Here is a 21,295-nt window from a genome sequence, read left to right on the forward strand (position 1 = left end):
CAATGTTCCTGATCGACATTCAACCTGTGATGATGTGGGAACGCTCTCCCTCAACCTGCCAAACCGTCTACGGAACTGGCAAAATTGCAGGATCACTCACAGGGGGAAATTGGATGTCCGACACAACCTACAGCCACCGCATCCTCAAGACTTATGGCCTGCTGGTGGACTTCGAAGGTAAACCACGCCTCAAGAACGTTCCGTCGCCTCTAACCGGTCAAAAGAAGGCAAAGGAGACGATGGAAAAGTGGACGCAGCGAGTGCTGGGGGATGAGGTCAGCAAGGTCCGCGTCTACCGACCGGCACGCGTTAAAAGTGACACACTCATTGCCAGCCTTACAGACACGCACGACGCCAAGCTGGTGCGTGACATTGTTCGCGGCGCCGTTCGCAAGAAGAGCAAATCAGCGAAAGCAAAGATTGAAGAGATCAAGGTGGAGCACGCCGCCGAGCTTAGAAAGCGCGGAGCCACCGCGAGAGAACTTCGGAAGGCACACGAAGAAGACCTGTCGGGAAAGCTCGATGATATCTTGGCTGCGACGGCCTATCTGCCGTTAGACGACCTTCAGGACTTGGTGGTGGAACTGGGAGAGGACTTGAGCCCATCGGTCCGCAACTGGGCACTTGCCCTGGCTCCGGCCAAGGATGCTGACGAGGTTTCCGTCATCGACGTTCTCAAGCAGATGCTCCTGCGCATGGACGTGCTGTCGAAGAATAAATAACCAGAATTTGTCAGCCACTGTCGCGCACCCTGCTGCCTCCCGACAGGCGGGTGCGCGTTCAGTCGCTTGTTCACGAATCAAACTGCCAAGTTCAGGCGCGCCCCTCTTGCCTTGAAGCGCGATCGAGACCGGTCGTTGGCGGCATGTTTTTCGATCTCATGCAGATTGGCCGCCACGGACTGCCGCTGCTGCTCAACCTTCTGGAGCGGCTCTCGAACCAACTCGGGCACCTTCAGGAACTCCACCACCCGCTCGGCCGCCGCCGCGGCTCGGAAGAGCTCCCGGGGATCGTCCCGGAGGATTTGGATCCACGACTTCACGTAAGCCGCGTGCTGGGTGGGATCGTGGCCAATGCCCAGGCGTTCGCCCATCAGCATGGATGACACCTCCGCGACCAGTTCTTCCTTGGCGTAGTCGATGCTCCCAAAAGCCCCTTTCTGATCGCGGTTGAGGCGGGTGGGAAAGCCGGTCCAGTGGCCCAGTTCGTGCAACGCGGTGGCGTAGTAGCCGCTGGCCGAGTGAAAGGTGTTGCGCTGGGGCAAGTGGATGCTGTCGGTCATCGGACGGTAGAACGCTTGGTTGCCCCCGTCGTGGTGGATCTCGGCTCCGCTGTCTCTCAGCACCGCTTCGCAGGCCTGGTGAATGTCGGGCTCTGGGCGCGCGGCTGGCAGGACCAGTGCCGGCAACCCATCGATCTGCATCGCGTTGAACACGCGTGGGAAGAAGACCTTGGGGTGGGCCTTGGCGATGAGGTCGGGGTCCCCGCTCTTCTTGGCCTCCTCCACCCGCGACCAATCCCAATACTCAATCACGCTGGCCTTCTCGCCCTTGCGCACCTGAGCGCCCACGGCCGCGGCTTGCTTGTAAGTCATCCACCGGTTGTCCTGGGTGTCCCAGGCGCTCTGAAGGGCCCACAGGTGGAGCAGGTTTCCGCCCCGGTAGCTCTTGCCAGTCGTGGGGTTCATGGGCAACCCGAGGTCCACGCGGGCGTCCCAGGGTTCGAGAAAGGGACCGGTGCCCTCCTCCATCTGGCGGATCAAGCGCTCGACGACGTCGCGGGAATGGCGCTGAAGGAAGCTTTCGTTGGGGGTGGCATCGGACACGGGCAGGCTCTCCTGGAAGGCAAGGAAAGGCGCCTGTCGGCAACGCCAAGGGGGTTAGGCTGGAAACTTCAATCGTGAATGGTGACGGCGCGTCCCTGCTCCAACAGGTTCTCCAGCAAAGCCAAGGCCCGTTCGATGGTCAAAGCGGTGCCGGGGCCCCCGTCGCCCTCCTGGAGCTGCACGCGGATGCCCTCGGGGGTTCGTTGCACGGTGAAACGGGGGGACGCCGCCAGGGAGTCCTGGCGGTCCATGCTGTCGTCTACAAAGGCATCGGAAGGGGTCATGGTTTCAGCATGCGACAGGATACGGATTTGGCAAGTCCGGGCTGGACCGTTAGCGTCACCGACCAATCCATTGGCTAGAGCTGATACGGAAGATGGGAACACGGATTTGGCCCCGCCTTTACGACCGCCGTTGGCGCGCATCCCCATCTCCCACCTTTCCGCCACCTTGGGTTTCGCTGCTTTCTCGGCCCGCCAACGGCTCACCGAACAGCGCACGAATCTCCAGTTCATTGATACGTTCCTGCAGCTGGAGTTGGATTGCCTTGGCTCTGGTGCGCCCTGCCTCCTCCCTCAACGCATCGGCATGGAGAGCTCCCATCTCAGCCGCCTGCTGCTGAGCGCTCAAGCGGTCGAATCGACGCTCTATCTCTTCCTGCCGAGCCCCTTGCTGTTCGAGGGTGGGCGTCACATCGGTTTCCCAAGGCTCCAAAGACTGAGAGCGCTCCTGCGCCACGCGCAGTGCTGTCACGGTCGCCGATGATCTCAACGGCAGATCGCCACAGGCCTCGCCGACGGTGGCTGCTCCGTTGATTCGCAGGCGCACGCATTCTTCCTGTTTGCCATTGATGCGACGGTTCGAGCGGGCGCCGTCGTCCAGGCCCATCTCTTTCAAGCCTCGCCAGAACTGGCGACCGGTGAGGAGATCGATGTCCGCCAGCCCTTGTCGGTAGCCCCAGTTTTTGTAGTTCTCGTAGACCTGCCGCATGGAAAGCGTGCACTCATCCGTCTCAATGCGCACCACGCGCTCGGCTTGAGCCCAAGCCATGACCTGGTCGCTGCCATGGCGGGCGGCCAGCTTCGCTGCGCGCACGGCTTCGGGCATGTCGGCGTCGGTGTCGGACAACGCCCTACCACGGGCCACGATGCGTCGGGCGCCTTCGAGCATCCAGTCCAGCACAAGCTGGCCTTCCTCTGCCAGGATGTTCTTGACCAGATCAGGGTCGTGCTGGTTGACCGGTACCGCCTTCTTCCAGTGCACGACGGTGAGGCGGCGCCACACCCCGTTGCTCTTGTCGCGGATGAAGGGGGCCGAATTGGACGTGATGATCCACTTGGCCGTGGAATGGTAGCTCGCCAGCTGCTTCTGGTTCTTCCGGTCGATGCCAATGCCATTGCCAGAGACCATCGTCTTGAACCGACCTTCGGCCCACTTCTCGCACTCCACTTCGTCCACCAGGATCAGGCTGGCGCCAATCATGGGTTCCAGGCTGAAGCGGTCGCCCAAAGTTTCAAGGTTGCAGCGGGCCACCTGACGGTGCATCGCTTCCACGATTTCCGCCAGGGTGGATTTGCCAGAACCTGCGACGCCGTGCCACCAGGCGGCCTGGCTGTAGACACCCGGCAACAGGGTCATGCCGCACTGCTCCTGGAGCAGGTCGATGACGCGCGGGTCGTCGTGGGCTTGGCGGAGGAACTTGGCGAATCGCGAGTCAGCCGGCAAAGGCTGGGGCTTGTATGCATGGCCCTGCCTGCCACCACAGGCCACCCTGACCGCGTGGGTCATGCCCAAGGCGGGATCAGGAGCGAGCACATGGAAACCGCCGGGAAGGATGTCCACGTAGCCGTCTGCCACCGGCACGATGGCCCGCTTGGCTTGGGCTGGCATGGGGTTTTTCTGGCGCAGCCGAAGGGAAGCCATGTCCCAGCAGTCCTTGGCGAGCTTGGGGCTGCCCGCGAAATCGGCGTTGCGGTCGATCCAATCGGATGCCACACCCACACCTTCCGCGTCGCTGATCGCTTGCCAGTAGGTACCGTTCCAATGGTGTACGATCTCGCCGGTGCCGCTGGTGGCTTGGCACGCCCACAAGCGATCGACGCATTCGGTGGTGCGGCGGGCAAACAGGATGGGGAGCGACGGTGGCTTGCGCTGGCCCTCTCGATCAACCGAGTGGCGGTAGAGCTGCTTGTGCTCCTCTGCCTCCAGGTTGACCTTGCGGGCGGAGGCTTCCGCACCCAGGAAGCGCGACGCTTCGAATGGCACGATGTTGCTTGGCTCTTCCGTCGTCGGGTTGACAGCCTTCCCTTTTGGGGACACATTGGTTGTAGACATTGTTGTTGGCTCCTCTCAAACCCTCGCCCTGGCCGGTGGGGGTTTGTCGTTGTGGGGGGACAGGCTTGCTCAGGCAGCGCGCGGGAGAGCGGTTTCCAAGGCGCGGCGAATGAACTCGCTCTCTGTCATCTCGTTTTCGGCCGCGGCGAGACGAAGGCGTTCGGCCAAGGGGCGTTTGATCCGAACGTGCTTTTTCACGCTGGCGCGGATGCTGTAAGTCGGCGGCGACGAGGGATGGGTGGCGGCGTTCACGGTGGCAACTCCGAAGGTGAAAGGTTTGGTGTGTCCCACATGGGGGACACTTCCACTCAACCACTCCAGGAGCTTTCCGCAACCCACGGTTTTTGACTAAACACGAAAACTGCGGAATCTCTCGCACTTTTTCCGGAAGCCCTGTTCTGCTGGCTTTCCCTTCCCTGCTGGTCTTCCATTAGCCAGCAGAAAGAGAAGACCAGCAGGAAGACCAGCAGCTACAAACCCTTGATTCCAAAAGCTTTGCATTCATAGAAAACCGTTCCGCTGGTCTGCTGGGTCAAAAAAGAATCGGTTTTGAAATTTGAGATACCAACACTTTCCATGCGATTTGGACGCATTTGCACAGGGGAGTTGAATCGAAAGCCAGCAAGCCAGCAGCGCACTTTTAGTCGCAGAAATCCCTTGGGATTCAACGACCTTGCACTACTGGTCTTCCTGCTGGCCTTCGATCGCTGCTGGCTAGTGGAAGACCAGCAGCCGGAAGTTCCTACTCATTTTCGGCCAAACACTCCAGTTGCTCGCGCTTGCGATCGGTCAAGAACGGATGCTGAAACTCCCTCCCGCTTTCCACCTCCGTCACCACCACGTGTTCTTCAATCGTAAGGGCGCCATGGTGCCAATCGATGGCATCCAACTCCGCCAAGGACAGTCGCGCGAATGCCTCCATTGCCTCGGACTGGGTCTGGGCAAAGACCTCAATCACCTTGCTCACCAAGTAGTCACCCCGGACGACGAATTCGTAAGTTCCCATCGGCTCCTCCTAATAGTTGAGGTGGTGGCGCATGGTTGGACAAGGCCAGTTGAGATCTTCGCGTTCGGAACCATCGGGGCTGATGACCTCCACAAAGCCGTAGATCTCCTCCAACTCGGTACGCCAGCCACCGGCATGAATGTCAGCCACTCCCATCGAGTTCAGAATCTCCAAGGCTGCCGCCTCTGAGTCCGCGTCGATTCGGATTTCCAATTCGGCCGTCGCGCGGCCCAAGACAACAACGTTCCAGCGATCAGCCATTGGAGCTCTCCTGGTTCGCCGTGGCCACCTGCCCTACCCGCTGGATGGCAAAGAACTTCCCGTGCAACGCACCGCTCGCCTGCGCTTGCTGAAGGTGATCGGCGGCGCGCTTGCCGTAAGTCACCACCAACGATCCCGACGGCGCTGCCGTGCCGGTGGTTCCGTCGGGACGCACAAACCTCAGCCTCCCACGGGTGAACAGGATCGCCGTCGCGTTGGGGTGGGAAAGCACGCAGTCGTGCATCCATCCCGTCTCCATGTTGACCGGCACCAGGGCGATACCGCCGCCGGGGTGGTTGGCCAGCTTGCTCAACCACTTCTCAATCCCTTTTCCGTAAGGCGGATTCATCCACACGAATGCCTGCTTGGGCCACGGCGTAGCCAAGCCGTCCTGGCTCGGCGGGATCATCCGGCTGGCCGTGGGTGCGGGCAGCCGCGACGGGTCTTCGGGCGTGCAAGGATCGAGGTCAAAGCCGCGCCTTCCCCCCAGCGCCCTGACGATGGCAGGCGGGGTATACCAATCGACGCTCGTGTGGGCCTTGTCGCTTGCCTTGTAGCAAACGGAGGTGAGCCGGGTGGGTTTAGCCGCTACGAGGCGCTTGGAGCGGGTTGCTGCGTTGAACGGCAGAACGTTGGACTTGGGCTGCATGAGGATTCTCCAGGCAAGGCTCCGTCAGCACGGCTGCGTTGCCGCGTTGAAGAATGGGTTTTGGGAGTTGGGCTTGAACCAGCCCGAGAGGCGCTGCTGGCGGCGGGTTACCACCAAGAGTTGTAGAACACGTCCCAACCGTCGTTGATCAATGCGCGGGCCTGCGCAATGAAGTCCAGATCTTCTTCAGCTCGATCGGGATCCGATTCACCGAAGAAGAAGCCTTGGGTATAAGGCAAATCATCGTTCAGCACAGCCTGTTCCAACGCATCAAGATCGTCCAATCCAAGGAATACGGGAACTTGGTTGAAATCGAAGGGATCAACCTGCCCCGTCCTAGCACTGTGCAACTTGAACATCCAACCATGAAGGTTCGGATGCTTTCGCCAGTAGAAAAATAGTTCTTGAGTGCGATCTCGCACATCAGTGCGGGTCTTGACCGCATACATATCGAGGCCCATCGGCTTGCTCCATCGCCCCGACCACCGAGGCGTTGGAGTAATCATCCGAACTGAGAGCCTCCATCGATACGGATATTGGAGGCCTCCAATATCCGTTAGCAGCCGTTACATTCGCCCATTGCGCTTGTCGGGCATCTTTGGAGGCGCCGGCTGCAGGCGTTCGTGCAGCGCTTGTTCGATCACCCCAGCTCGCGAGGCGTCGAGCTGCTGAGCCAGGTCCCGCAGACGGCTGGCCTGGGCTTGGGCTGCGTTGTTGAATGCGTCCACCCACTGGCGCTTGACGTCAGGGTTTTGCCAAGGCTGGGCGAAGGCCTCGGTCAGCGTGCAGACCCGAATCCCAAGCCCGATTTGCACGCCCAATGCTTGGAGCTGGCGAATTAACGCATCGCTGATGGGTTGGTCAGTCAGTGGCTCCAGGAAGAACTGCTTAGCCTTGGACCCTTTGGCCACCAGAAACGGCAGTTCTGCAGTTAGGAGGGTGTCGATCGCAACGCCCCGTTCGCTCAACGGCTTCCACAGGCCCTTAGCCTTGAGCTCGGCTGCCCAGGCCATCAACGGAACAAGGGTGGTCGAGCGCTTGCGAGTTCCCTTCACCGTGAACAGCGTCCCTTTTGGGGAGTGTTCCTTCAAGAGGTGTTGCAATTGGGCCGTGCTGATCGCCAACACCCCAGCGGCCTCATTGAAGCTCAACGCCACGTCCACCTTGGGCCGCTGTTTCGCTAGGCGCAAATGGTCTGCGATCTTCTTCTCCATCTGGCCCACGTTTTCGGTGCCAGAGAGCTTGCCGAGAAAGCGATCGATGGCGCGGCGGTAAGCATCAGCAGCAGTAAGGGCCATTAGTTCGGCTCGCTCCCCTTACGGCCGACCTTTGAAGAGCGCGCGGCAGCATTGCTGCTTCGCCGCCCGACCTTGCGCGCCGGCAGGGTGCGCAGCGCCTCCAGGTCGATTCCGTAATCTAGGACACCCAAAGCTGGCGTTCCTCCGGCACCGTTGAGCTTCTCACTCACCGTAAAGGGCCTGCTGTAAGTCGCGTGGTGTTCGTCGTCCAATTCGTGGCCGACGATTTGGGCTCGCATCTCAGAGGCCACACCGCTGCCCTGCATCTCCTGAATCACGGTCTTTCGGAGACTATGGAAACCACGTTTCGCTTTCGACCACCCACCACTGTGCTTTTGGAGGTAGTAGCTGAACGCCTTCGATATCCAGTTCCCCGCACCATTCTTCGCCTTACTGTCAGCCTGCGGAAACAATCGCCAGTCCCCGCTCTCCCTTCGTTCGGCGACGTAGTCCAAGAAACCAAGCTTGATCAGGTCGGGATGCAACGGGACGACCCGATTGGAAACATCGGTCTTCAATCGCTGATCCTCCCCCTCATCGGTAAACCGTATGCACGGGATTCCCTCCTCTTCCTTGACGTCGAGGGTAAACAGCTGCCCCACCTCACCTGCCCGGGCGCCCGTATACAGGCCCAACAAAGCCGCCCAGCGCGCTCCCGTTGAAAGCTGCTTGAAGCTATCAGGCGCGAAGAGTTGATGAACCTGATCCAAGGTAAAGGCCTGGAAGCCAAATTTTCTGCGCTTGCGCTTCTCCGCCATCGAAACGCTGACGTGACCTGCGGCGACATTGTCTCCCTTGAGCACGTAGCCTGAAGCCATTGCCCAAGTGAAGAATCCTCTCTTTCCTGCGAGGTAGCTCTGGCGATTGTTGAGCGTAGAACGCGTTAACCCGCGCTTGGCCAAATGGTCGTAGAAGCGGGCCATCTCAGGCCGCGTGATGGTGTGCAGCTCGCGCTCGGCGCCCAAGAACTCGATCAGCTCTGTCACGGGAAGCAGTTTGATGCCGACCGTTTTGACCTCGATGTCCTCGGCGGCGACTTTATCCTGCCAGATTCGCTTCGCATCGATCAGGCTGATGGTCTCAGATGGCAGGGGCTGCGCCGCCGCTGATTCCAACGGGTTTGGCCCAGCCGCCGCCGGAACTGCACCCGCATCACGGAAGTGGAACTTGCCGATTTCTTCCAGCGCCTCCATTGCTCGAGCATGGTCGGCCGCATCCGTGGTCCGAAGACGGAAGCCCGGCAAGTCAATTTCATAACGCCGGGAGCCGTTCTCCGCGACGCTGCGCAGAACATCCTCAACCGTGAGTCCCTTCTTGGTCATGCACCCATCCCTGATGGCATCGAATGCTTGAGCATAACGCTGCGCGATGGCCAAGGCAGCCACTCTTGCGCTATGCAGTTGGATGCCCAAGGGATGCTTGACGAAAGGTTTGCCGACGATACCGCGCATGTCCGTCGGAACGCGCATGCGAAACTGGTAACGACCTGTGGAAGAGCGAGTGAGATAGCTTGGTAATCGCATCGGAGTTGTGCCCCGATTTGTGCCCCAAGCCGCCCTTCAAGACCTTAAAAAATGTCGTTTAAAAACAAACACTTACTAAGGATTGGCGGAGAGAGTGGGATTCGAACCCACGGAAGGTTTGACCCTTCGCCGGTTTTCAAGACCGGTGCCTTAAACCGCTCGGCCATCTCTCCAATCGGGTCCCGGTCGCCCGGGCAGCGGCATATTCTCGCACGTGAAGGCCATTTGCCCAAGACCACCTTGCCCCTGCCCTCCGCATCCGGCACGGTGGGGGCCTTCACCGCACTCGGAGCCCCCATGGCCCACCTCGACCTGGCCAACCTGCGCACCACCCTGCTGGACGACACCCAGCTGGCAGCTGTGGCCCTGCACCGCACCTTCGCCGGCCATCTGCCGGTCAGCAGCGGGCATCTGGTGGTCTGCGATCCGCTTGTCCAGGCCGAAGCACCAGCGCTGGCCGACTACACCGCCCCGCTGGGCCGGCATCCGGTTGAGATCATCGTGCACAGCGGCCGCCCGGCGCTGGCCGTGGTCTGGTTCAAGCCCCGCGAAGCCCTCACTGCGTCTGCCCTGCACTGGCAGATGGCGCGCTGGACCACGCAGGACCTGACCGGCCTGGATGAGGACAGCTTCATCGGCTACCCGGTCGACGCCGGCATCGGCTGCTTCATGGATACCGACACCCAACAGGCACTGCTGGCGCTGATCGAACGGGCCGATGGCGACGAAGACAATGCGTGGTCGGATGCCCTGATCGACCACGACGGCCTCGACGAAGGCGCCGAGTACCGCCCTTGGGGCGAGGACTCGCCGCACGGCCTGGTGGTGTTCACCAGCGGCTGGGGCGACGGTGTCTATCCCAGCTACTGGGCGCTGGATACGTCCGGCATTCCGGTCGCTCTGGTCACCGATTTCCTGTGCATCCAGGGCGGCGATGGACGCGACGAGCGCGAGATTGCCGACCAAGCCTATCGCGACAGCCTTCCACCCGACGAAGCTGAAGCGCTGGCACGGCTGGTAGCGGCCGTTGAACGCGACGACCCGGATGCGCTGCACGTCCTGTTGAAGGACGCGCCGCAGCGCGCCAACCAGATCGAACCAGGCTGTGGCGGCACCGCTCTGTACGAGGCGATCCGCCTGGACCGCCCGCAGGCATTGCGGGTGCTGCTACAGGGTGGCGAGCTACCGGCGATGCCCGAGCGCCTGCACATGAGCAAGGTGACCGGCTATCTGGACTACGCGCGGTTCCTGAAGAAGCCGCGCAGCGCGGAGTTGATGGCGGTTCTGGAAGCACCCGTCGTTGCGGCCGAACCGCCACCGGCCGCACCGCAACGCCGCAGCTTCTGGGACCGGCTGTTCCACCGGAACTGACCGGGGCCGGAAAACAGCAACGCCGGGCATGGCCCGGCGCTACCGTTTCACGGATTGGCGGTGCATTTGCGGGTAGGTGCCTCAGCCCGCATCCACCGCCAGCGCGCCCAGTGCACTGGCCTTGATCCGCTCCTTGGCCTTTTCACAGGCGCCACCGCAATCCAGGCGCGAAGCCTCCAGCTGCGGCGGCAGATGCTCGGCCAGGAAGTCGATGAACACGCGCACCGCTGGCAGCAGGCCCCGGCGCGAGGCGAACACGGCGTGGCACACGCCCTGCGGCAGCGACCAGTCCGGTAGCACCACTTCCAGCTCGCCGTTGCGCACGGCGTCGGCGCACACGGTTTCCGGCAGCATGGTGATGCCGAAACCGTCTTTCACCATGCTCTGCAGCAACGGGAAGTCGAAACCGGCCACGCGCGGCTGCAGGTCGACCCGGCGCACTTCGCCTTCCGGGCCATGCAGTTCCCAGCGCTGGCGGGCTTCGTCTTCGCTGATGCTGAGGGTGACGTGCTGGGTCAGCTCTTCCGGGTCCTTGGGGCGACCGGCGCGGTCCAGGTACTTGGGGCTGGCCACCAGCAGTTCCTGCACCTGGCCGAAGCTGCGCATCACCAGGCTGCCGTCGTCATCCAGGCGCGAACGCACGCGCAGGGCCACGTCGTAGCCTTCGTTGATGATGTCCACGCGGCGGTTGCTGATGTTCAGCTGCAGCCGCACCTTCGGGTACTGCTCAAGGAACTTGGGCAGCAGCTTGGGCAGCTGCATCTGCGCCAGTGACACCGGCACGCTGGCGCGCACCACGCCGCGCGGCTCCGCGCTGAGGCGGTCCACCACTTCGCGGGCGGCCTGGGCCTCGGCCAGCATCGTCTGCGCATGGCGATGCACGCTGGTGCCGACATCGGTGACCGCGAAACGGCGCGTGGAGCGCTGCAGCAGGCGTACGCCCAGGTCGGTTTCCAGCTGGCTGATGCGGCGGCTCAGGCGCGACTTGGGAATACCCAGTGCGCGCTCGGCGGCGGCGAACCCGCCGTGGTCGACCACCATCGCGAAGTAGTACAGATCATTCAGGTCATGCATGCCCGAGTTCCATATCTAGAACAATACGTGGCATTCAACCACCTTTATTCCGCCTTTGCAACAACCTATCGTTCTCTCCGTCGGCGGCAAACCCGCCCCTCCTTCCAGAACATAGGTGACTGCCATGAAGCTTCTGCATCTCGACGCCAGCGTGCTTGGCGACAACTCCGTCTCGCGCCAGCTGTCGGCCGCCGTGGTCGCCCGCCTCGCCAGCCAGATCGACGGCCTGCAGGTCGATTATCGCGATCTTGACGCCAATCCGGTACCGCATCTGCGCAGCAGCTCGCTGGCCAGGACCGACGCCGCTGAAGCGACCGATGCTGAACAGGTGATGCAGCAGTTCCTGGAGGCCGACATCGTTGTGATCGGCGCGCCGATGTACAACTTCAGCATCCCGTCCACCCTGAAGGCCTGGATCGATCGCGTGGCCGTGGCCGGCCGCACCTTCAAGTACACCGAGAACGGCCCGGTGGGCCTGGCCGGTGGCAAGCGGGTGATCATCGCCAGCAGCCGCGGCGGCATCTACACCGACTCGCCGGCCGACTTCCAGGAGCCGTTCCTGCGCCAGGTGTTCGCCTTCATGGGCATCAACGAGGTCGAATTCGTGCGCGCCGAGGGCATCGCCTACTCGCCGCAGCACCGTGAAGACGCCATCGCCGGTGCGCTGGCAGCACTGCCGTCGCACGAAGCGGCCGAACCCGTCGCCGCATAACGCGTCCCAGCGTTCGGCGCCCCTCTCTCCTCGTCTGGGCGCTGAACGCGGGCCGGGATCCCCTCCCCCATCCCGGCCCACCCTGGCGGCCCGCTATGCGGGGCCGTTTTCTTTTGCGACGCGCTAGGCTGGGGTCATGAACTACATCGTGACGGCTGCGCACCGCAGCGAATTTCCGCACCCGATCACCCTGCGCCGTGGCCAGGCGCTGGTGGTGGGCGAACGTTATGAAGGCCCGGAGGGCTGGGAAGACTGGTTCCTGTGCGAGGCCAAGGGGCAGCAGCCCGGTTTCGTGCCGGCGCCGGTGATTGGTCGCAATGCGCAGGGTGACGCCTATGCCACGGAGGATTACTGCGCGCGGGAGTTGGATGTGGATCCGGGGCAGCTGCTGCGAGGAATGCGCACGCTCAATGGCTGGGCGTGGTGCGTGCCGGAGACCGGCGAACCGGGATGGGTGCCGCTGGAGAAGCTGAGGGCCATAAAGGAGAGCCGAGCATAGGCTCGGCTCTACATGGATCTGTAGCGTCCGAGCCTATGCTCGGGCGGCGGCGCGAATCGCCGGCTGTCAGGCGATGGTTTCCAGGCCACCCATGTACGGGCGCAGGGCCTCCGGCACGGTGATGCTGCCATCGGCGTTCTGGTAGTTCTCCATCACCGCGATCATCGCGCGGCCGACGGCCACGCCCGAGCCATTCAGCGTGTGCGCCAGCTCCGGCTTGCCGGTGGCCGGGTTGCGCCAGCGCGCCTGCATGCGGCGGGCCTGGAAATCACCACAGTTCGAGCACGAGGAAATCTCGCGGTAGGTTTCCTGCGACGGCAGCCAGACTTCCAGGTCGTAGGTCTTGATGGCCGAGAAGCCCATGTCGCCGGTGCACAGCAGCACCTTGCGGTACGGCAGGCCCAGCTTTTCCAGCACCACTTCAGCGCAGCGGGTCATGCGCTGGTGTTCGGCATCGCTCTCTTCCGGGCGACAGATCGAGACCAGCTCGACCTTCTCGAACTGGTGCTGGCGGATCATGCCGCGCACGTCGCGCCCGCCGCTGCCGGCCTCGGCACGGAAGCACATCGAGTGGGCGGTCATGCGCAACGGCAGGCGCTCGGCATCGACGATCTCGTCGCGCACGATGTTGGTCAGCGGCACTTCCGAGGTCGGGATCAGGTAGCGCGTGGAATCGCCCACGGCGGTCTTGAACAAGTCGTCCTCGAACTTCGGCAGCTGGCTGGTGCCGCGCAGCGAATCGGCGTTGACCAGCAGCGGCACGTTGGTTTCCTCATAACCGTGCTCGCCGGTATGCAGGTCGACCATGAACTGGGCCAGCGCACGGTGCAGGCGCGCGATCGGGCCGCGCAGCACGGTGAAGCGCGAGCCGGACAGCTTGGCCGCAGTCTCGCCGTCCAGCCAGCCGTTGCGGGCGCCCAGTTCAACGTGGTCCAGCACCTTGAAATCGAACTGGCGCGGGGTACCCCAGCGCGCCTGCTCGACGTTGTCGCTCTCATCGGCACCGGCCGGCACGTCATCGGCCGGCAGGTTCGGAATGCCCATCGAGATCGCTTCGATCTTCTCGCGCAGTTCGTCCAGCGCCACTTCCGAGGCCTTCAACTCGTCGGCGAAGGCAGCAACCTCGGCCATGATGGCCGAAACGTCCTCGCCCTTGGCCTTGGCCTGGCCGATGGCCTTGGAACGGCTGTTGCGCAGGCTCTGCAGTTCCTGGGTACGTACCTGGATGCGCTTGCGATCAGCCTCCAGGGCCTCCAGGGCAGACACGTCGAGCTCGAAGCCGCGGCTGGTGCGCAGGCGTTCAGCGAGGTCGGCGGGCTGGTGGCGGAGCAGGGCTGGATCAAGCATGGCAGGTGTCGTGGTGGGTATCAGGAACGGGATTATCGCTTGTTATACGGATTTCTGCCGCCCGGTTCATTCCCGCCGTGGCAGAATCGAGCCATTCCGTACTGGTCCGGTCCATGTCTGCACCCCGCTCGTCGTCCGCCAAGTCGTTCACTGTGCATATCCCGCGCAACGCCCTGAAGATCGCCGGCATCGCCTTCGGCGTGGGCGTACTGCTGTTCGTGCTGGTCTGGCTGACCGGCCGCGACAAGGAGTTCTTCCGCGCCGACCCGGCCGCGCAGACCCCGCAGGAAACCGCCCAGGTCGAGCCCCTCCCGGAACCGTTGGCCGCAGCGGCCGGTTCCAGCGACATGCCCGATGCCAAGCCGGCCCCGGTCAAGGAAGAAGCGCCGAAGCTGGTCGAAACCGCCCCGCCACCACCCGCCCCGATCGCCGAGCCGGCCCCGGCCAACCCGGGCGCTGCGCCGGCCACGACCGGCAACAGCCAACCGATGCCGATTGCCGGTCAGTCGCCGCCGCCGTCGTACCCCGCCGCCGCCCTGCGCGCCGGCGAAACCGGCACCGTGGTGGTACGCGTGGATGTAGACGCCACCGGCTATCCGAACAACGCCACGGTGATCCAGCGCAGCGGTTCACGCGACCTCGACCGTGCCGCGACCGACGCCGTGCGCCGTTGGCGATTCACTCCGGCCCAGAGCAACGGCCAGGCCGTGCCTGGCAGCATTGAAGTGCCGTTCGACTTCAAGACGCAGTAACTGAACGCTCCCCAGCAGGCAAGCTGAACCCTGCCGGTGATGTTGACGCAACGCTGACACTTTCCGTCTGTGGCTCGGGCAACACTGCCCATGTCGTCCATTGACGGAAGGAGTTTGCGATGGCTGTTACCACCCACGAAGACCTTCATTCGCCGCAGCTGCAGGAGGATTCCAGCCTGCAGCACAAACCCACGTCGCCCTGGATGTGGATCGCGCTGATCGTGGCGATGTTTGCTGCCGCCCTGCTCTGGCTGCGTCATTCCAACCAGGAAGATGTGGCGCCAGCGCCGGTCGGTGAGCGCATGCTTCCAGCCCCCGAGCAGGCAGCGGTGACTGATGCAGCGGCCCCTGCCGCGCGCCAGGCAGCCCCGGCTACTGCTTCGCGGAAGGCCGCGCCGGTAGCGCGCAATCGTGAGGCCCGCCCGCTGGCCAGCAACCGCATGCCCACCTACCCCGCCGCTGCGCTGCGTAGTGGCGTGCAGGGCAGCGTGATCGCCAGCCTGAGTGTAGATAGCCACGGCAATGTCGCTAATGCTGCGATCGTTTCGCGCAGCGGCGAACGCAGTCGTGATCTGGATCGCGCGGTGCTGAACACCGTGCAGAACTGGAAGTTCCAGCCGGCGATGCACGAGGGCCGTGCCGTCGCCAGCGTGGTGCGGGTCCCGGTGGATTTCCGTACCGAGCAGCGTTGATCGCGGACGAGGGGTTCGTGATGTTTAGACGGAGGCTTCGGCCTCCGTCCTTTTATGCGGAAAGCGTGCCAACCAAGTTTGGCACCTACCGGGAGATGTGAGCGTGCCAACCAAGATTGGCACCTGCCGGGCAATGCGATCCGCCGGGCATGGCCCGGTGGTCGCGATGCCGATCAGGCCAGGTTGAACCCGGCGCTGCGGGCCAGACCATCGAAGTCCGGGAAGGACGTGGCGACGTTGGCGATATCGTTGATCCGCACTTCGCCATCGCTGATCTGGCCGGCAATGGCGAATGCCATGGCGATGCGGTGGTCACCGTGGCTTTCGATGGTGCCGCTGCCCAGGCGCACACCGCCGTGCAGGGTGGCCCCATCCTCGGTCTCGTCCACCTGCATGCCCAGCGCGCGCAGGCCGGTGGCCATCGCCGCAAGGCGATCGGATTCCTTCACCCGCAGCTCGGCGGCGCCACTGACCACGGTCCGGCCTTCGGCCGCTGCAGCCGCCACGAACAGCGCCGGGAACTCGTCAATCATGTCCGGCACCAATTCCTCCGGAATGCGTGCCCCCTTCAGCGGGGCGTAGCGCACCACCAGGTCCGCCACCGGTTCACCGCCCTGCTCGGCAGGATTCTCTTCGGTGATGTCCGCCCCCATCAGGCGCAGCGCGTGCAGCAGGCCGGTGCGGCGCGGGTTCAGGCCGACCTGCTTCAGGCGCAGCTCGGAGCCGGGAATGATGCTGGCCGCCACCAGGTAGAACGCGGCCGAGGAAAAGTCTGCCGGTACCACGATGTCGGTGGCGCGCAGGCGCTGGCCGCCACGCAGGCGGGCCTTGCCGGGCGAGAATTCGATGTCCACGCCGAACGCCGACAGCATGCGTTCGGTGTAGTCGCGGGTCGGGTGCGGTTCGACGACGCTGGTTTCGCCCTGTGCGTACAGGCCTGCCAGCAACACCGCCGACTTGATCTGCGCGCTGGCCACCGGCGAGGCGAAGTCGATGCCACGCAGCGTCTGGCCGCCATGCACGTGCAGCGGCGGCGTGCCGTCATCCTGGGTGTCGATCTTCGCGCCCATCTGCGACAGCGGGCCGGTGACGCGGCGCATCGGTCGGCCCGACAGCGACTCATCGCCGATCAGCGTGCAGTCGAACGCTTGGCCCGCCAGCAACCCGGCCAGCAGGCGCATGCCGGTGCCGGCATTGCCGCAGTCCAGCGGTGCATCCGGCGCCTTCAGGCCGTCGATGCCGACGCCGTGCACGATGCGCTGCGACGGGCTGGGCGTTTCGATGCGCACCCCCAGCTGGCTGAAGATGCGCGCGGTCGCGCGGGTGTCCTCGCCTTCCAGGAAGCCCTCGATATGCGAGGTGCCATCGGCCAGCGCGGCGAACATCACCGAGCGATGCGAGACCGACTTGTCGCCGGGAATGGTCAGGCTGCCCTGCAGGGGCTGGCCCTTGCGGGCGATCCAGTGTTGCGCGTTGCTCATCGTTCGATCATTCCGTAAACGCCGGCAGCCCGCCGGCGATGCATCAGGGGGTGGCGGCCGGGGCCGCCCCAGCAGCACTCAGGGCACGGCCACAGGATAGGAGCCCAGCACCTTGATCTGCGCCGAGTGCGCTTCAAGTTCGGCCAGCGCCGCCTGCATCGGCGCGTCGTCGATGTGGCCGGCCAGGTCGATGAAGAAGCCGTACTCCCACTTGCCGTGGTGCGACGGCCGCGACTCGATGCGGTTCATGCTGATGCCGTGGCGGGCGAACGGGCTGAGCACGTCGAACAGCGCACCGGGCTTGTCATGGATGAACACCAGCACCGAGGTGCGGTCGTGGCCGGAGGTCGGGAAGATGTTGCGGCCCACCACCAGGAAGCGGGTGGTGTTGTCGGCATCGTTCTGGATCGGCTTGGTGACCACCTTCTTCAGGCCGTACACGTGGCCGGCACTCTCGCCGCCGATGGCCGCCGCGTCGTCGGCGTTGCGCGCACGGCGCGCACCCTCGGCGTTGCTCGACACCGGAATCTTCTCGGCCTTCGGCAGGTTGGCGCGCAGCCACGCCGAGGTCTGCATGAACGACTGCGGATGTGCATAGATGCGCTCGATGTCCTCGATGCGGCCGCTGCGCGACATCAGGTACTGCTGCACGCGCAGTTCCACTTCGCCGCAGATCTTCAGGTTGGAGGTCAGGAACATGTCCAGGGTGATCTGGATGGTGCCCTGCCCCGAGTTCTCCACCGGCACCACGCCGAAATCGGCGTTGCCCGCTTCCACTTCCTGGAACACTTCCTCGATGCTGGCCATCGGCAGGCCCAGCGCGGAGCGGCCGAAGTGCTTGAGCACGGCCTGCTGGCTGAAGGTGCCTTCCGGGCCGAGGTAGCCGATCTTCAGCGGCTCCTGCTGGGCCAGGCAGGCCGACATGATCTCGCGGTAGACGTGCACCAGCAGCTCATCGCTGAGCGGGCCTTCGTTGCGATCCACCACCATGCGCAGCACCTGCGCTTCGCGCTCGGGGCGGTAGTAGTCGACGGCGGCGGCGAGCTTGCCCTTGGCCTTGCCGACCTGATGGGCGAAGCGCGCGCGCTCGGCGATCAGGCTCTGGATGTCGCGGTCGATCTGGTCGATCTTCGAGCGCACATCGGCCAGCGCCAGCGGCGCCAGGGTGGGTGCCGGGTTCGAGGCGGCCTTGGCCTTGCCCTTCGCCTTGGCGGGCGCGCTGTCCTTGGCCGGTTCGGCCTTCTTCGGCGCCTTCTTGCTGGATTTGCTGCTTGCCATCGGAATTCCTTGTTGCGGGGCCCGCACCCGACGGTGCGCGCCGTTCATTGCTCAGCCGTGACGCTGCTGGAAATCGGCCATGAAGGCGACCAGCGCCTCGGCCCCGGCCAGCGGCATGGCGTTGTACAGCGAGGCACGGATGCCACCGACGACCTTGTGGCCCTTCAGCGCCAGCAGGCCGGCCGCCTTGGCCTCGGCCACGAAGCGGGCATCGAGATCGGCGTTGGGCAGGAAGAACGGGATGTTCATCCGCGAACGGGCCGCATGTGCAACTTCATTGCGGTAGAAGCCGCCGGAGCCGTCGATGGCTCTGTACACCAGCGCGGCCTTGGCGGCATTGCGCCTGGCGAACTCGGCCACGCCGCCCTCGGCCAGCATCCACTTGAACACCAGCCCGGCCAGGTACCAGTTCCAGGTCGGCGGGGTGTTGAGCATTGAATCGCGGGCGACGTGCGAGCGGTAATCGAAGATGTCCGCACGTGGCTGGCCACTGCGCTCGAGCAGGTCGCGACGGATGATCATCACCGCGATGCCGACCGGGCCGAGGTTCTTCTGCGCGCCGGCGTAGATCACGCCATAGCGGCGCACATCCAGCGGTTCGCTGGCGATGGACGAGCTGAAGTCGGCGATCAGCGGAACGTTGCCGGTATCGGGAGCATCACGGAACTCGACGCCGTGGATGGTCTCGTTGGCGGTGATGTGCACGTAGGCGGCATCGGGCGACAGCTGCCAGTCGGCACGCGCCGGCAGCGTGCGGTAGCCGTTGGCCTCGCTGCTGGCGGCGATGTTGACGTCGACGTAGACACCGGCCTGCTTGACCGCGGTCTTGCCCCAGTGGCCACTGACCACGTAGTCGGCACGCTGGCCCGGGGCGGCGAAATTGAGCGGGATCAGCGCCTGCTGGGTGGTGGCGCCACCGGACAGGAACAGCACCGCATAGTCGTCGGGGATGTCGAGCAGGCGACGCAGATCGGCTTCGGCCTCGGCGGCCACGGACATGAATTCCGCGCCGCGATGGCTCATTTCCACGATCGAAGCACCGGACCCGTGCCAGTCCAGCATTTCCGCCTGCGCCTGGCGCAGGACCGATTCCGGCAAGGTTGCAGGGCCGGCACTGAAGTTGAACGCGCGCGTCATGTCACACCTGTGGGGCAAGACCCCTAGTATGCCGCAGTGCACCAGCCTTGCGGCCTTGTGGCGCAAGGGAAATTTGGTTTCATTGGAATCCATTGGCCGCCCGCATGGCGCCGGTAGTCGCCGACCTTGGTCGGCGTACGCCGTCAGCCGTCATTCCCGCCGAAGGAGCGTGCCGACCAAGGTCGGCACCTACCGGAAGCGGGTGGACACACGCCACGTGGGTAGCGTCGGGCCATGCCCGGCGGATACGGGGTCAGCGCGCGCCGAACCAGAGCAGCAGGCTGAGCAGCGCGGCCAGCAGCAGCGCACTGACCAGCAGCCACGGCCAGCGCCGGACCTTGCGCGGCACGGCCGGCAGCACCGGCGCCTGCTCGGCGTCCTGGCTGGACTCGTCTTCATCCGGCAGCGGGCGCCGGCGCGGGTCATGCGGCACTTCCAGCACAAACCGGTGCTGGCCATCAAACACCACCTGGTCGCCGGCCTGCAGCCAGCAATGGCGCACGGCCACGCCATTGACGCAGGTGCCGTCGGCACTGCCCAGATCGCGCAGCAGCACGCGATCACCATGCACTTCCACGCGGGCGTGTCGTTCTGCGAAGGCCGGATCGTCAATAGCGATGTCAGCGTCGCCGCCGCGGCCGATCAGGCGGGCCCGCGACAGGGTGAAGCTGCGGCCGTGGTGCAGGCCGCCAACTCCGCGCAACAGCCGCTGCTGCTCGTCGCTGCCTTCCTCGTTCTTCGGCGCAGGCGCCTGCAGCAGGCTCTCGACTTCACCTTGCAGGACCATCTCCACGCCGTCCACATACACCGCATCGCCCGCACGCAGCAGCGCCATGCGCCGCACCGGTCGACCGTTCACATGAATGCCGCGGATCCCGTTGCCGACCTGCAGCCACAGGCCGCGATCATCCAGGCAGAACTGCGCCAGCAACAGGGCACCATGGCCGGCATCGCCGAGCCGCACACTGCCGTTGGCCTGGCGCACGATGCGTTGCACCCCGGGCCGCAGCGGCTGGTCGGGCTGTTGTTGTTGGCTGAAGTGAACAAGCAGGTTCTGCACGCGGCGCAGCCTAGCAGGTTGGTCGCCAACGAAGAAGAACCCAGGATGAGTGCTTGGCGCGGAGGCCCTCGATGCGCACAATGCTCGCCCTCATTGATCATCCCCGCCCTGCGCCAGGAGCCTGCATGTCCACCATCGATGTCCGCCACGCCCACGGCCTGCCCGACGCGCAGGCGCGCGCCGCGATCGAGCAGGTCGCCGCCAAGCTGTCCGAGCGCTTCGGCCTGAAGTCGTCGTGGACCGCCGATGTACTGAACTTCTCCGGCAGCGGCGTGGACGGCGCGATCGAACTGCAGCCAGGCGCCGTGCGCGTGACGGCCAAGCTGGGCTTCCTGCTGTCGGCGATGAAGGGCATGGTCGAAGGCGAGATACAGCGCGTTCTGAAGGAAAAGCTGGGCTGAACCCCGGCCGCGGCCATCACGGCCGTGCAACGCCACGGCGCGCTACTCTCGGGGCAGGCCCAACTCCCACGGGAACTGCGATGAACCACTACGAGAACGACGACCGCCGCAACGACGACGCCTCTTTCGGTGACCAGGCCGAGCGCTTTTCGCGCAAGCTGAGTGACTCGGCGCAGCAGGTGTGGCTGGCCGGTCTTGGCGCTCTCGGCCGTGCACAGGCCGAAGGCAGCCGCTTCTTTGACGGCCTGGTGAAGGAAGGCGAAGCCTGGGAAGCCCGCCGCCGTGAGCGCAGCAGCGAACAGGGCCCGGGCTGGCGTGATAACGTCGAGAGCTCGCTGGACGAAGCCCGCGAGAAGGCCTCGGGCACCTGGAACAAGGTCGAGAAGGCCTTTGATGACCAGGTGCAGGGCGTGCTCAAGCGGTTACATGTACCCACCGCCGACGAAGTGACGGCGCTCGAAGCCCGCATCGATGCCCTGCACGCGCGCCTGGCCAGGCTGGAAAACCGGGCAGCGTCGGGTACCGACGCCCCTGCACCGGGCAGCCATCAGTCGCCGGACAGCATTCCCTGAGCGCAATTGTTGCAATGCAATAA

General features: G+C 64.3%; 24 protein-coding genes and 1 tRNA gene. 8 read left to right on the forward strand and 17 right to left on the reverse strand.

The annotated features are described in order from the left end of the window. Nucleotides 1–2 precede the first annotated feature (2 nt). Nucleotides 3–722, forward strand: a complete 720-nt coding sequence (locus tag R5H29_RS09185) for a hypothetical protein (RefSeq protein ID WP_024956731.1) — start codon at nt 3–5, stop codon at nt 720–722. A gap of 77 nt (nt 723–799) precedes the next feature. On the opposite strand, the gene R5H29_RS09190 is transcribed toward R5H29_RS09185, so the two are convergent. From R5H29_RS09190 to R5H29_RS09240, 11 genes are all read right to left on the reverse strand, one after another. Beyond that, entirely contained in the window at nt 800–1,825 is a 1,026-nt protein-coding gene (locus R5H29_RS09190; protein ID WP_164171071.1) for an ArdC family protein, read from the reverse strand. Nucleotides 1,826–1,893: 68 nt separating this feature from the next. After that, nucleotides 1,894–2,109 (reverse strand): hypothetical protein, encoded by a 216-nt coding sequence (locus R5H29_RS09195; RefSeq protein WP_024956732.1) that lies wholly within the window; start codon nt 2,107–2,109, stop codon nt 1,894–1,896. 118 nt (nt 2,110–2,227) lie between these two features. Continuing rightward, entirely contained in the window at nt 2,228–4,159 is a 1,932-nt protein-coding gene (locus R5H29_RS09200; RefSeq protein ID WP_164171073.1) for a DUF5906 domain-containing protein, read from the reverse strand. Nucleotides 4,160–4,228: 69 nt separating this feature from the next. After that, complete coding sequence (locus R5H29_RS09205; RefSeq protein ID WP_141098938.1) at nt 4,229–4,411, reverse strand: ribbon-helix-helix protein, CopG family; 183 nt, start codon at nt 4,409–4,411, stop codon at nt 4,229–4,231. A gap of 490 nt (nt 4,412–4,901) precedes the next feature. Continuing rightward, entirely contained in the window at nt 4,902–5,165 is a 264-nt protein-coding gene (locus tag R5H29_RS09210; RefSeq protein ID WP_006375902.1) for a hypothetical protein, read from the reverse strand. A gap of 9 nt (nt 5,166–5,174) precedes the next feature. Beyond that, complete coding sequence (locus R5H29_RS09215) at nt 5,175–5,426, reverse strand: hypothetical protein (protein WP_006375905.1); 252 nt, start codon at nt 5,424–5,426, stop codon at nt 5,175–5,177. Continuing rightward, nucleotides 5,419–6,075 (reverse strand): DNA N-6-adenine-methyltransferase, encoded by a 657-nt coding sequence (locus tag R5H29_RS09220; RefSeq protein ID WP_049400621.1) that lies wholly within the window; start codon nt 6,073–6,075, stop codon nt 5,419–5,421. The genes R5H29_RS09215 and R5H29_RS09220 overlap by 8 nt, the downstream gene beginning before the upstream one ends. Nucleotides 6,076–6,182: 107 nt before the next feature. Further along, nucleotides 6,183–6,536, reverse strand: a complete 354-nt coding sequence (locus tag R5H29_RS09225; RefSeq protein WP_012480712.1) for a hypothetical protein — start codon at nt 6,534–6,536, stop codon at nt 6,183–6,185. Nucleotides 6,537–6,641: 105 nt separating this feature from the next. Beyond that, nucleotides 6,642–7,373: a hypothetical protein gene (locus R5H29_RS09230; RefSeq protein ID WP_006375976.1), complete on the reverse strand. Its 732-nt coding sequence runs from the start codon at nt 7,371–7,373 to the stop codon at nt 6,642–6,644. Continuing rightward, nucleotides 7,373–8,896: a site-specific integrase gene (locus R5H29_RS09235; protein WP_012480713.1), complete on the reverse strand. Its 1,524-nt coding sequence runs from the start codon at nt 8,894–8,896 to the stop codon at nt 7,373–7,375. Before R5H29_RS09235 ends, R5H29_RS09230 begins: the two co-directional genes overlap by 1 nt. A gap of 83 nt (nt 8,897–8,979) precedes the next feature. Then, nucleotides 8,980–9,069, reverse strand: a tRNA-Ser gene (locus R5H29_RS09240). 124 nt (nt 9,070–9,193) lie between these two features. Between R5H29_RS09240 and R5H29_RS09245 the strand changes: the two genes are divergently transcribed. Continuing rightward, entirely contained in the window at nt 9,194–10,267 is a 1,074-nt protein-coding gene (locus tag R5H29_RS09245; protein ID WP_227844469.1) for a DUF4241 domain-containing protein, read from the forward strand. An 81-nt stretch (nt 10,268–10,348) separates the two neighbouring features. On the opposite strand, the gene R5H29_RS09250 is transcribed toward R5H29_RS09245, so the two are convergent. Next, nucleotides 10,349–11,341, reverse strand: a complete 993-nt coding sequence (locus R5H29_RS09250; protein ID WP_005410175.1) for a LysR family transcriptional regulator — start codon at nt 11,339–11,341, stop codon at nt 10,349–10,351. A 124-nt stretch (nt 11,342–11,465) separates the two neighbouring features. Between R5H29_RS09250 and R5H29_RS09255 the strand changes: the two genes are divergently transcribed. Both R5H29_RS09255 and R5H29_RS09260 read left to right on the forward strand, forming a co-directional pair. Further along, a complete protein-coding gene (locus tag R5H29_RS09255) occupies nt 11,466–12,053 on the forward strand; it encodes an FMN-dependent NADH-azoreductase (protein WP_155029783.1) in 588 nt (195 codons plus the stop codon). A 136-nt stretch (nt 12,054–12,189) separates the two neighbouring features. After that, nucleotides 12,190–12,552, forward strand: a complete 363-nt coding sequence (locus R5H29_RS09260; RefSeq protein WP_332329082.1) for a ligand-binding protein SH3 — start codon at nt 12,190–12,192, stop codon at nt 12,550–12,552. Between the two features lie 66 nt (nt 12,553–12,618). On the opposite strand, the gene serS is transcribed toward R5H29_RS09260, so the two are convergent. Then, nucleotides 12,619–13,899: a serine--tRNA ligase gene (serS, locus tag R5H29_RS09265; RefSeq protein ID WP_019660322.1), complete on the reverse strand. Its 1,281-nt coding sequence runs from the start codon at nt 13,897–13,899 to the stop codon at nt 12,619–12,621. Between the two features lie 113 nt (nt 13,900–14,012). Here serS and R5H29_RS09270 point away from each other — a divergent pair, with 113 nt between their 5' ends. Next, nucleotides 14,013–14,651: an energy transducer TonB gene (locus R5H29_RS09270; RefSeq protein WP_332329083.1), complete on the forward strand. Its 639-nt coding sequence runs from the start codon at nt 14,013–14,015 to the stop codon at nt 14,649–14,651. A gap of 119 nt (nt 14,652–14,770) precedes the next feature. Next, entirely contained in the window at nt 14,771–15,343 is a 573-nt protein-coding gene (locus tag R5H29_RS09275; RefSeq protein WP_134735921.1) for an energy transducer TonB, read from the forward strand. A gap of 173 nt (nt 15,344–15,516) precedes the next feature. On the opposite strand, the gene aroA is transcribed toward R5H29_RS09275, so the two are convergent. The 4 genes from aroA to R5H29_RS09295 all read right to left on the reverse strand — a co-directional run bounded on the left by aroA (nt 15,517) and on the right by R5H29_RS09295 (nt 20,299). Continuing rightward, nucleotides 15,517–16,824 (reverse strand): 3-phosphoshikimate 1-carboxyvinyltransferase, encoded by a 1,308-nt coding sequence (gene aroA / locus R5H29_RS09280; RefSeq protein WP_197575225.1) that lies wholly within the window; start codon nt 16,822–16,824, stop codon nt 15,517–15,519. A gap of 78 nt (nt 16,825–16,902) precedes the next feature. Next, the gene (pheA, locus tag R5H29_RS09285; protein WP_019660326.1) at nt 16,903–18,102 is read right to left on the reverse strand and encodes a prephenate dehydratase; all 1,200 of its coding nucleotides are present in this window, start codon (nt 18,100–18,102) and stop codon (nt 16,903–16,905) included. A gap of 51 nt (nt 18,103–18,153) precedes the next feature. Beyond that, entirely contained in the window at nt 18,154–19,239 is a 1,086-nt protein-coding gene (gene serC / locus R5H29_RS09290; protein ID WP_332329084.1) for a 3-phosphoserine/phosphohydroxythreonine transaminase, read from the reverse strand. Between the two features lie 253 nt (nt 19,240–19,492). After that, a complete protein-coding gene (locus tag R5H29_RS09295) occupies nt 19,493–20,299 on the reverse strand; it encodes an FHA domain-containing protein (protein ID WP_019660328.1) in 807 nt (268 codons plus the stop codon). 125 nt (nt 20,300–20,424) lie between these two features. Between R5H29_RS09295 and R5H29_RS09300 the strand changes: the two genes are divergently transcribed. Beyond that, nucleotides 20,425–20,700 (forward strand): polyhydroxyalkanoic acid system family protein, encoded by a 276-nt coding sequence (locus tag R5H29_RS09300; protein WP_019660329.1) that lies wholly within the window; start codon nt 20,425–20,427, stop codon nt 20,698–20,700. 80 nt (nt 20,701–20,780) lie between these two features. Further along, a complete protein-coding gene (locus tag R5H29_RS09305; protein WP_049471412.1) occupies nt 20,781–21,272 on the forward strand; it encodes a phasin family protein in 492 nt (163 codons plus the stop codon). Nucleotides 21,273–21,295 lie beyond the last annotated feature (23 nt).

The organism is Stenotrophomonas sp. A3_2 (genome assembly GCF_036624925.1).
Taxonomy (GTDB): Bacteria; Pseudomonadota; Gammaproteobacteria; order Xanthomonadales; family Xanthomonadaceae; genus Stenotrophomonas; species Stenotrophomonas hibiscicola.

Excerpts from the sequence above, each read along its gene's own strand:
- R5H29_RS09185 (WP_024956731.1), top strand. The coding sequence starts at position 3 with ATGTTCCTGATCGACATTCAACCTGTGATGATGTGGGAACGCTCTCCC.
- R5H29_RS09195 (WP_024956732.1), bottom strand. The coding sequence starts at position 2,109 with ATGACCCCTTCCGATGCCTTTGTAGACGACAGCATGGACCGCCAGGAC.
- R5H29_RS09200 (WP_164171073.1), bottom strand. The coding sequence starts at position 4,159 with ATGTCTACAACCAATGTGTCCCCAAAAGGGAAGGCTGTCAACCCGACG.
- R5H29_RS09210 (WP_006375902.1), bottom strand. The coding sequence starts at position 5,165 with ATGGGAACTTACGAATTCGTCGTCCGGGGTGACTACTTGGTGAGCAAG.
- R5H29_RS09215 (WP_006375905.1), bottom strand. The coding sequence starts at position 5,426 with ATGGCTGATCGCTGGAACGTTGTTGTCTTGGGCCGCGCGACGGCCGAA.
- R5H29_RS09220 (WP_049400621.1), bottom strand. The coding sequence starts at position 6,075 with ATGCAGCCCAAGTCCAACGTTCTGCCGTTCAACGCAGCAACCCGCTCC.
- R5H29_RS09225 (WP_012480712.1), bottom strand. The coding sequence starts at position 6,536 with ATGGGCCTCGATATGTATGCGGTCAAGACCCGCACTGATGTGCGAGAT.
- R5H29_RS09230 (WP_006375976.1), bottom strand. The coding sequence starts at position 7,373 with ATGGCCCTTACTGCTGCTGATGCTTACCGCCGCGCCATCGATCGCTTT.
- R5H29_RS09235 (WP_012480713.1), bottom strand. The coding sequence starts at position 8,896 with ATGCGATTACCAAGCTATCTCACTCGCTCTTCCACAGGTCGTTACCAG.
- R5H29_RS09245 (WP_227844469.1), top strand. The coding sequence starts at position 9,194 with ATGGCCCACCTCGACCTGGCCAACCTGCGCACCACCCTGCTGGACGAC.
- R5H29_RS09250 (WP_005410175.1), bottom strand. The coding sequence starts at position 11,341 with ATGCATGACCTGAATGATCTGTACTACTTCGCGATGGTGGTCGACCAC.
- R5H29_RS09255 (WP_155029783.1), top strand. The coding sequence starts at position 11,466 with ATGAAGCTTCTGCATCTCGACGCCAGCGTGCTTGGCGACAACTCCGTC.
- R5H29_RS09260 (WP_332329082.1), top strand. The coding sequence starts at position 12,190 with ATGAACTACATCGTGACGGCTGCGCACCGCAGCGAATTTCCGCACCCG.
- serS (WP_019660322.1), bottom strand. The coding sequence starts at position 13,899 with ATGCTTGATCCAGCCCTGCTCCGCCACCAGCCCGCCGACCTCGCTGAA.
- R5H29_RS09270 (WP_332329083.1), top strand. The coding sequence starts at position 14,013 with ATGTCTGCACCCCGCTCGTCGTCCGCCAAGTCGTTCACTGTGCATATC.
- R5H29_RS09275 (WP_134735921.1), top strand. The coding sequence starts at position 14,771 with ATGGCTGTTACCACCCACGAAGACCTTCATTCGCCGCAGCTGCAGGAG.
- aroA (WP_197575225.1), bottom strand. The coding sequence starts at position 16,824 with ATGAGCAACGCGCAACACTGGATCGCCCGCAAGGGCCAGCCCCTGCAG.
- pheA (WP_019660326.1), bottom strand. The coding sequence starts at position 18,102 with ATGGCAAGCAGCAAATCCAGCAAGAAGGCGCCGAAGAAGGCCGAACCG.
- serC (WP_332329084.1), bottom strand. The coding sequence starts at position 19,239 with ATGACGCGCGCGTTCAACTTCAGTGCCGGCCCTGCAACCTTGCCGGAA.
- R5H29_RS09300 (WP_019660329.1), top strand. The coding sequence starts at position 20,425 with ATGTCCACCATCGATGTCCGCCACGCCCACGGCCTGCCCGACGCGCAG.
- R5H29_RS09305 (WP_049471412.1), top strand. The coding sequence starts at position 20,781 with ATGAACCACTACGAGAACGACGACCGCCGCAACGACGACGCCTCTTTC.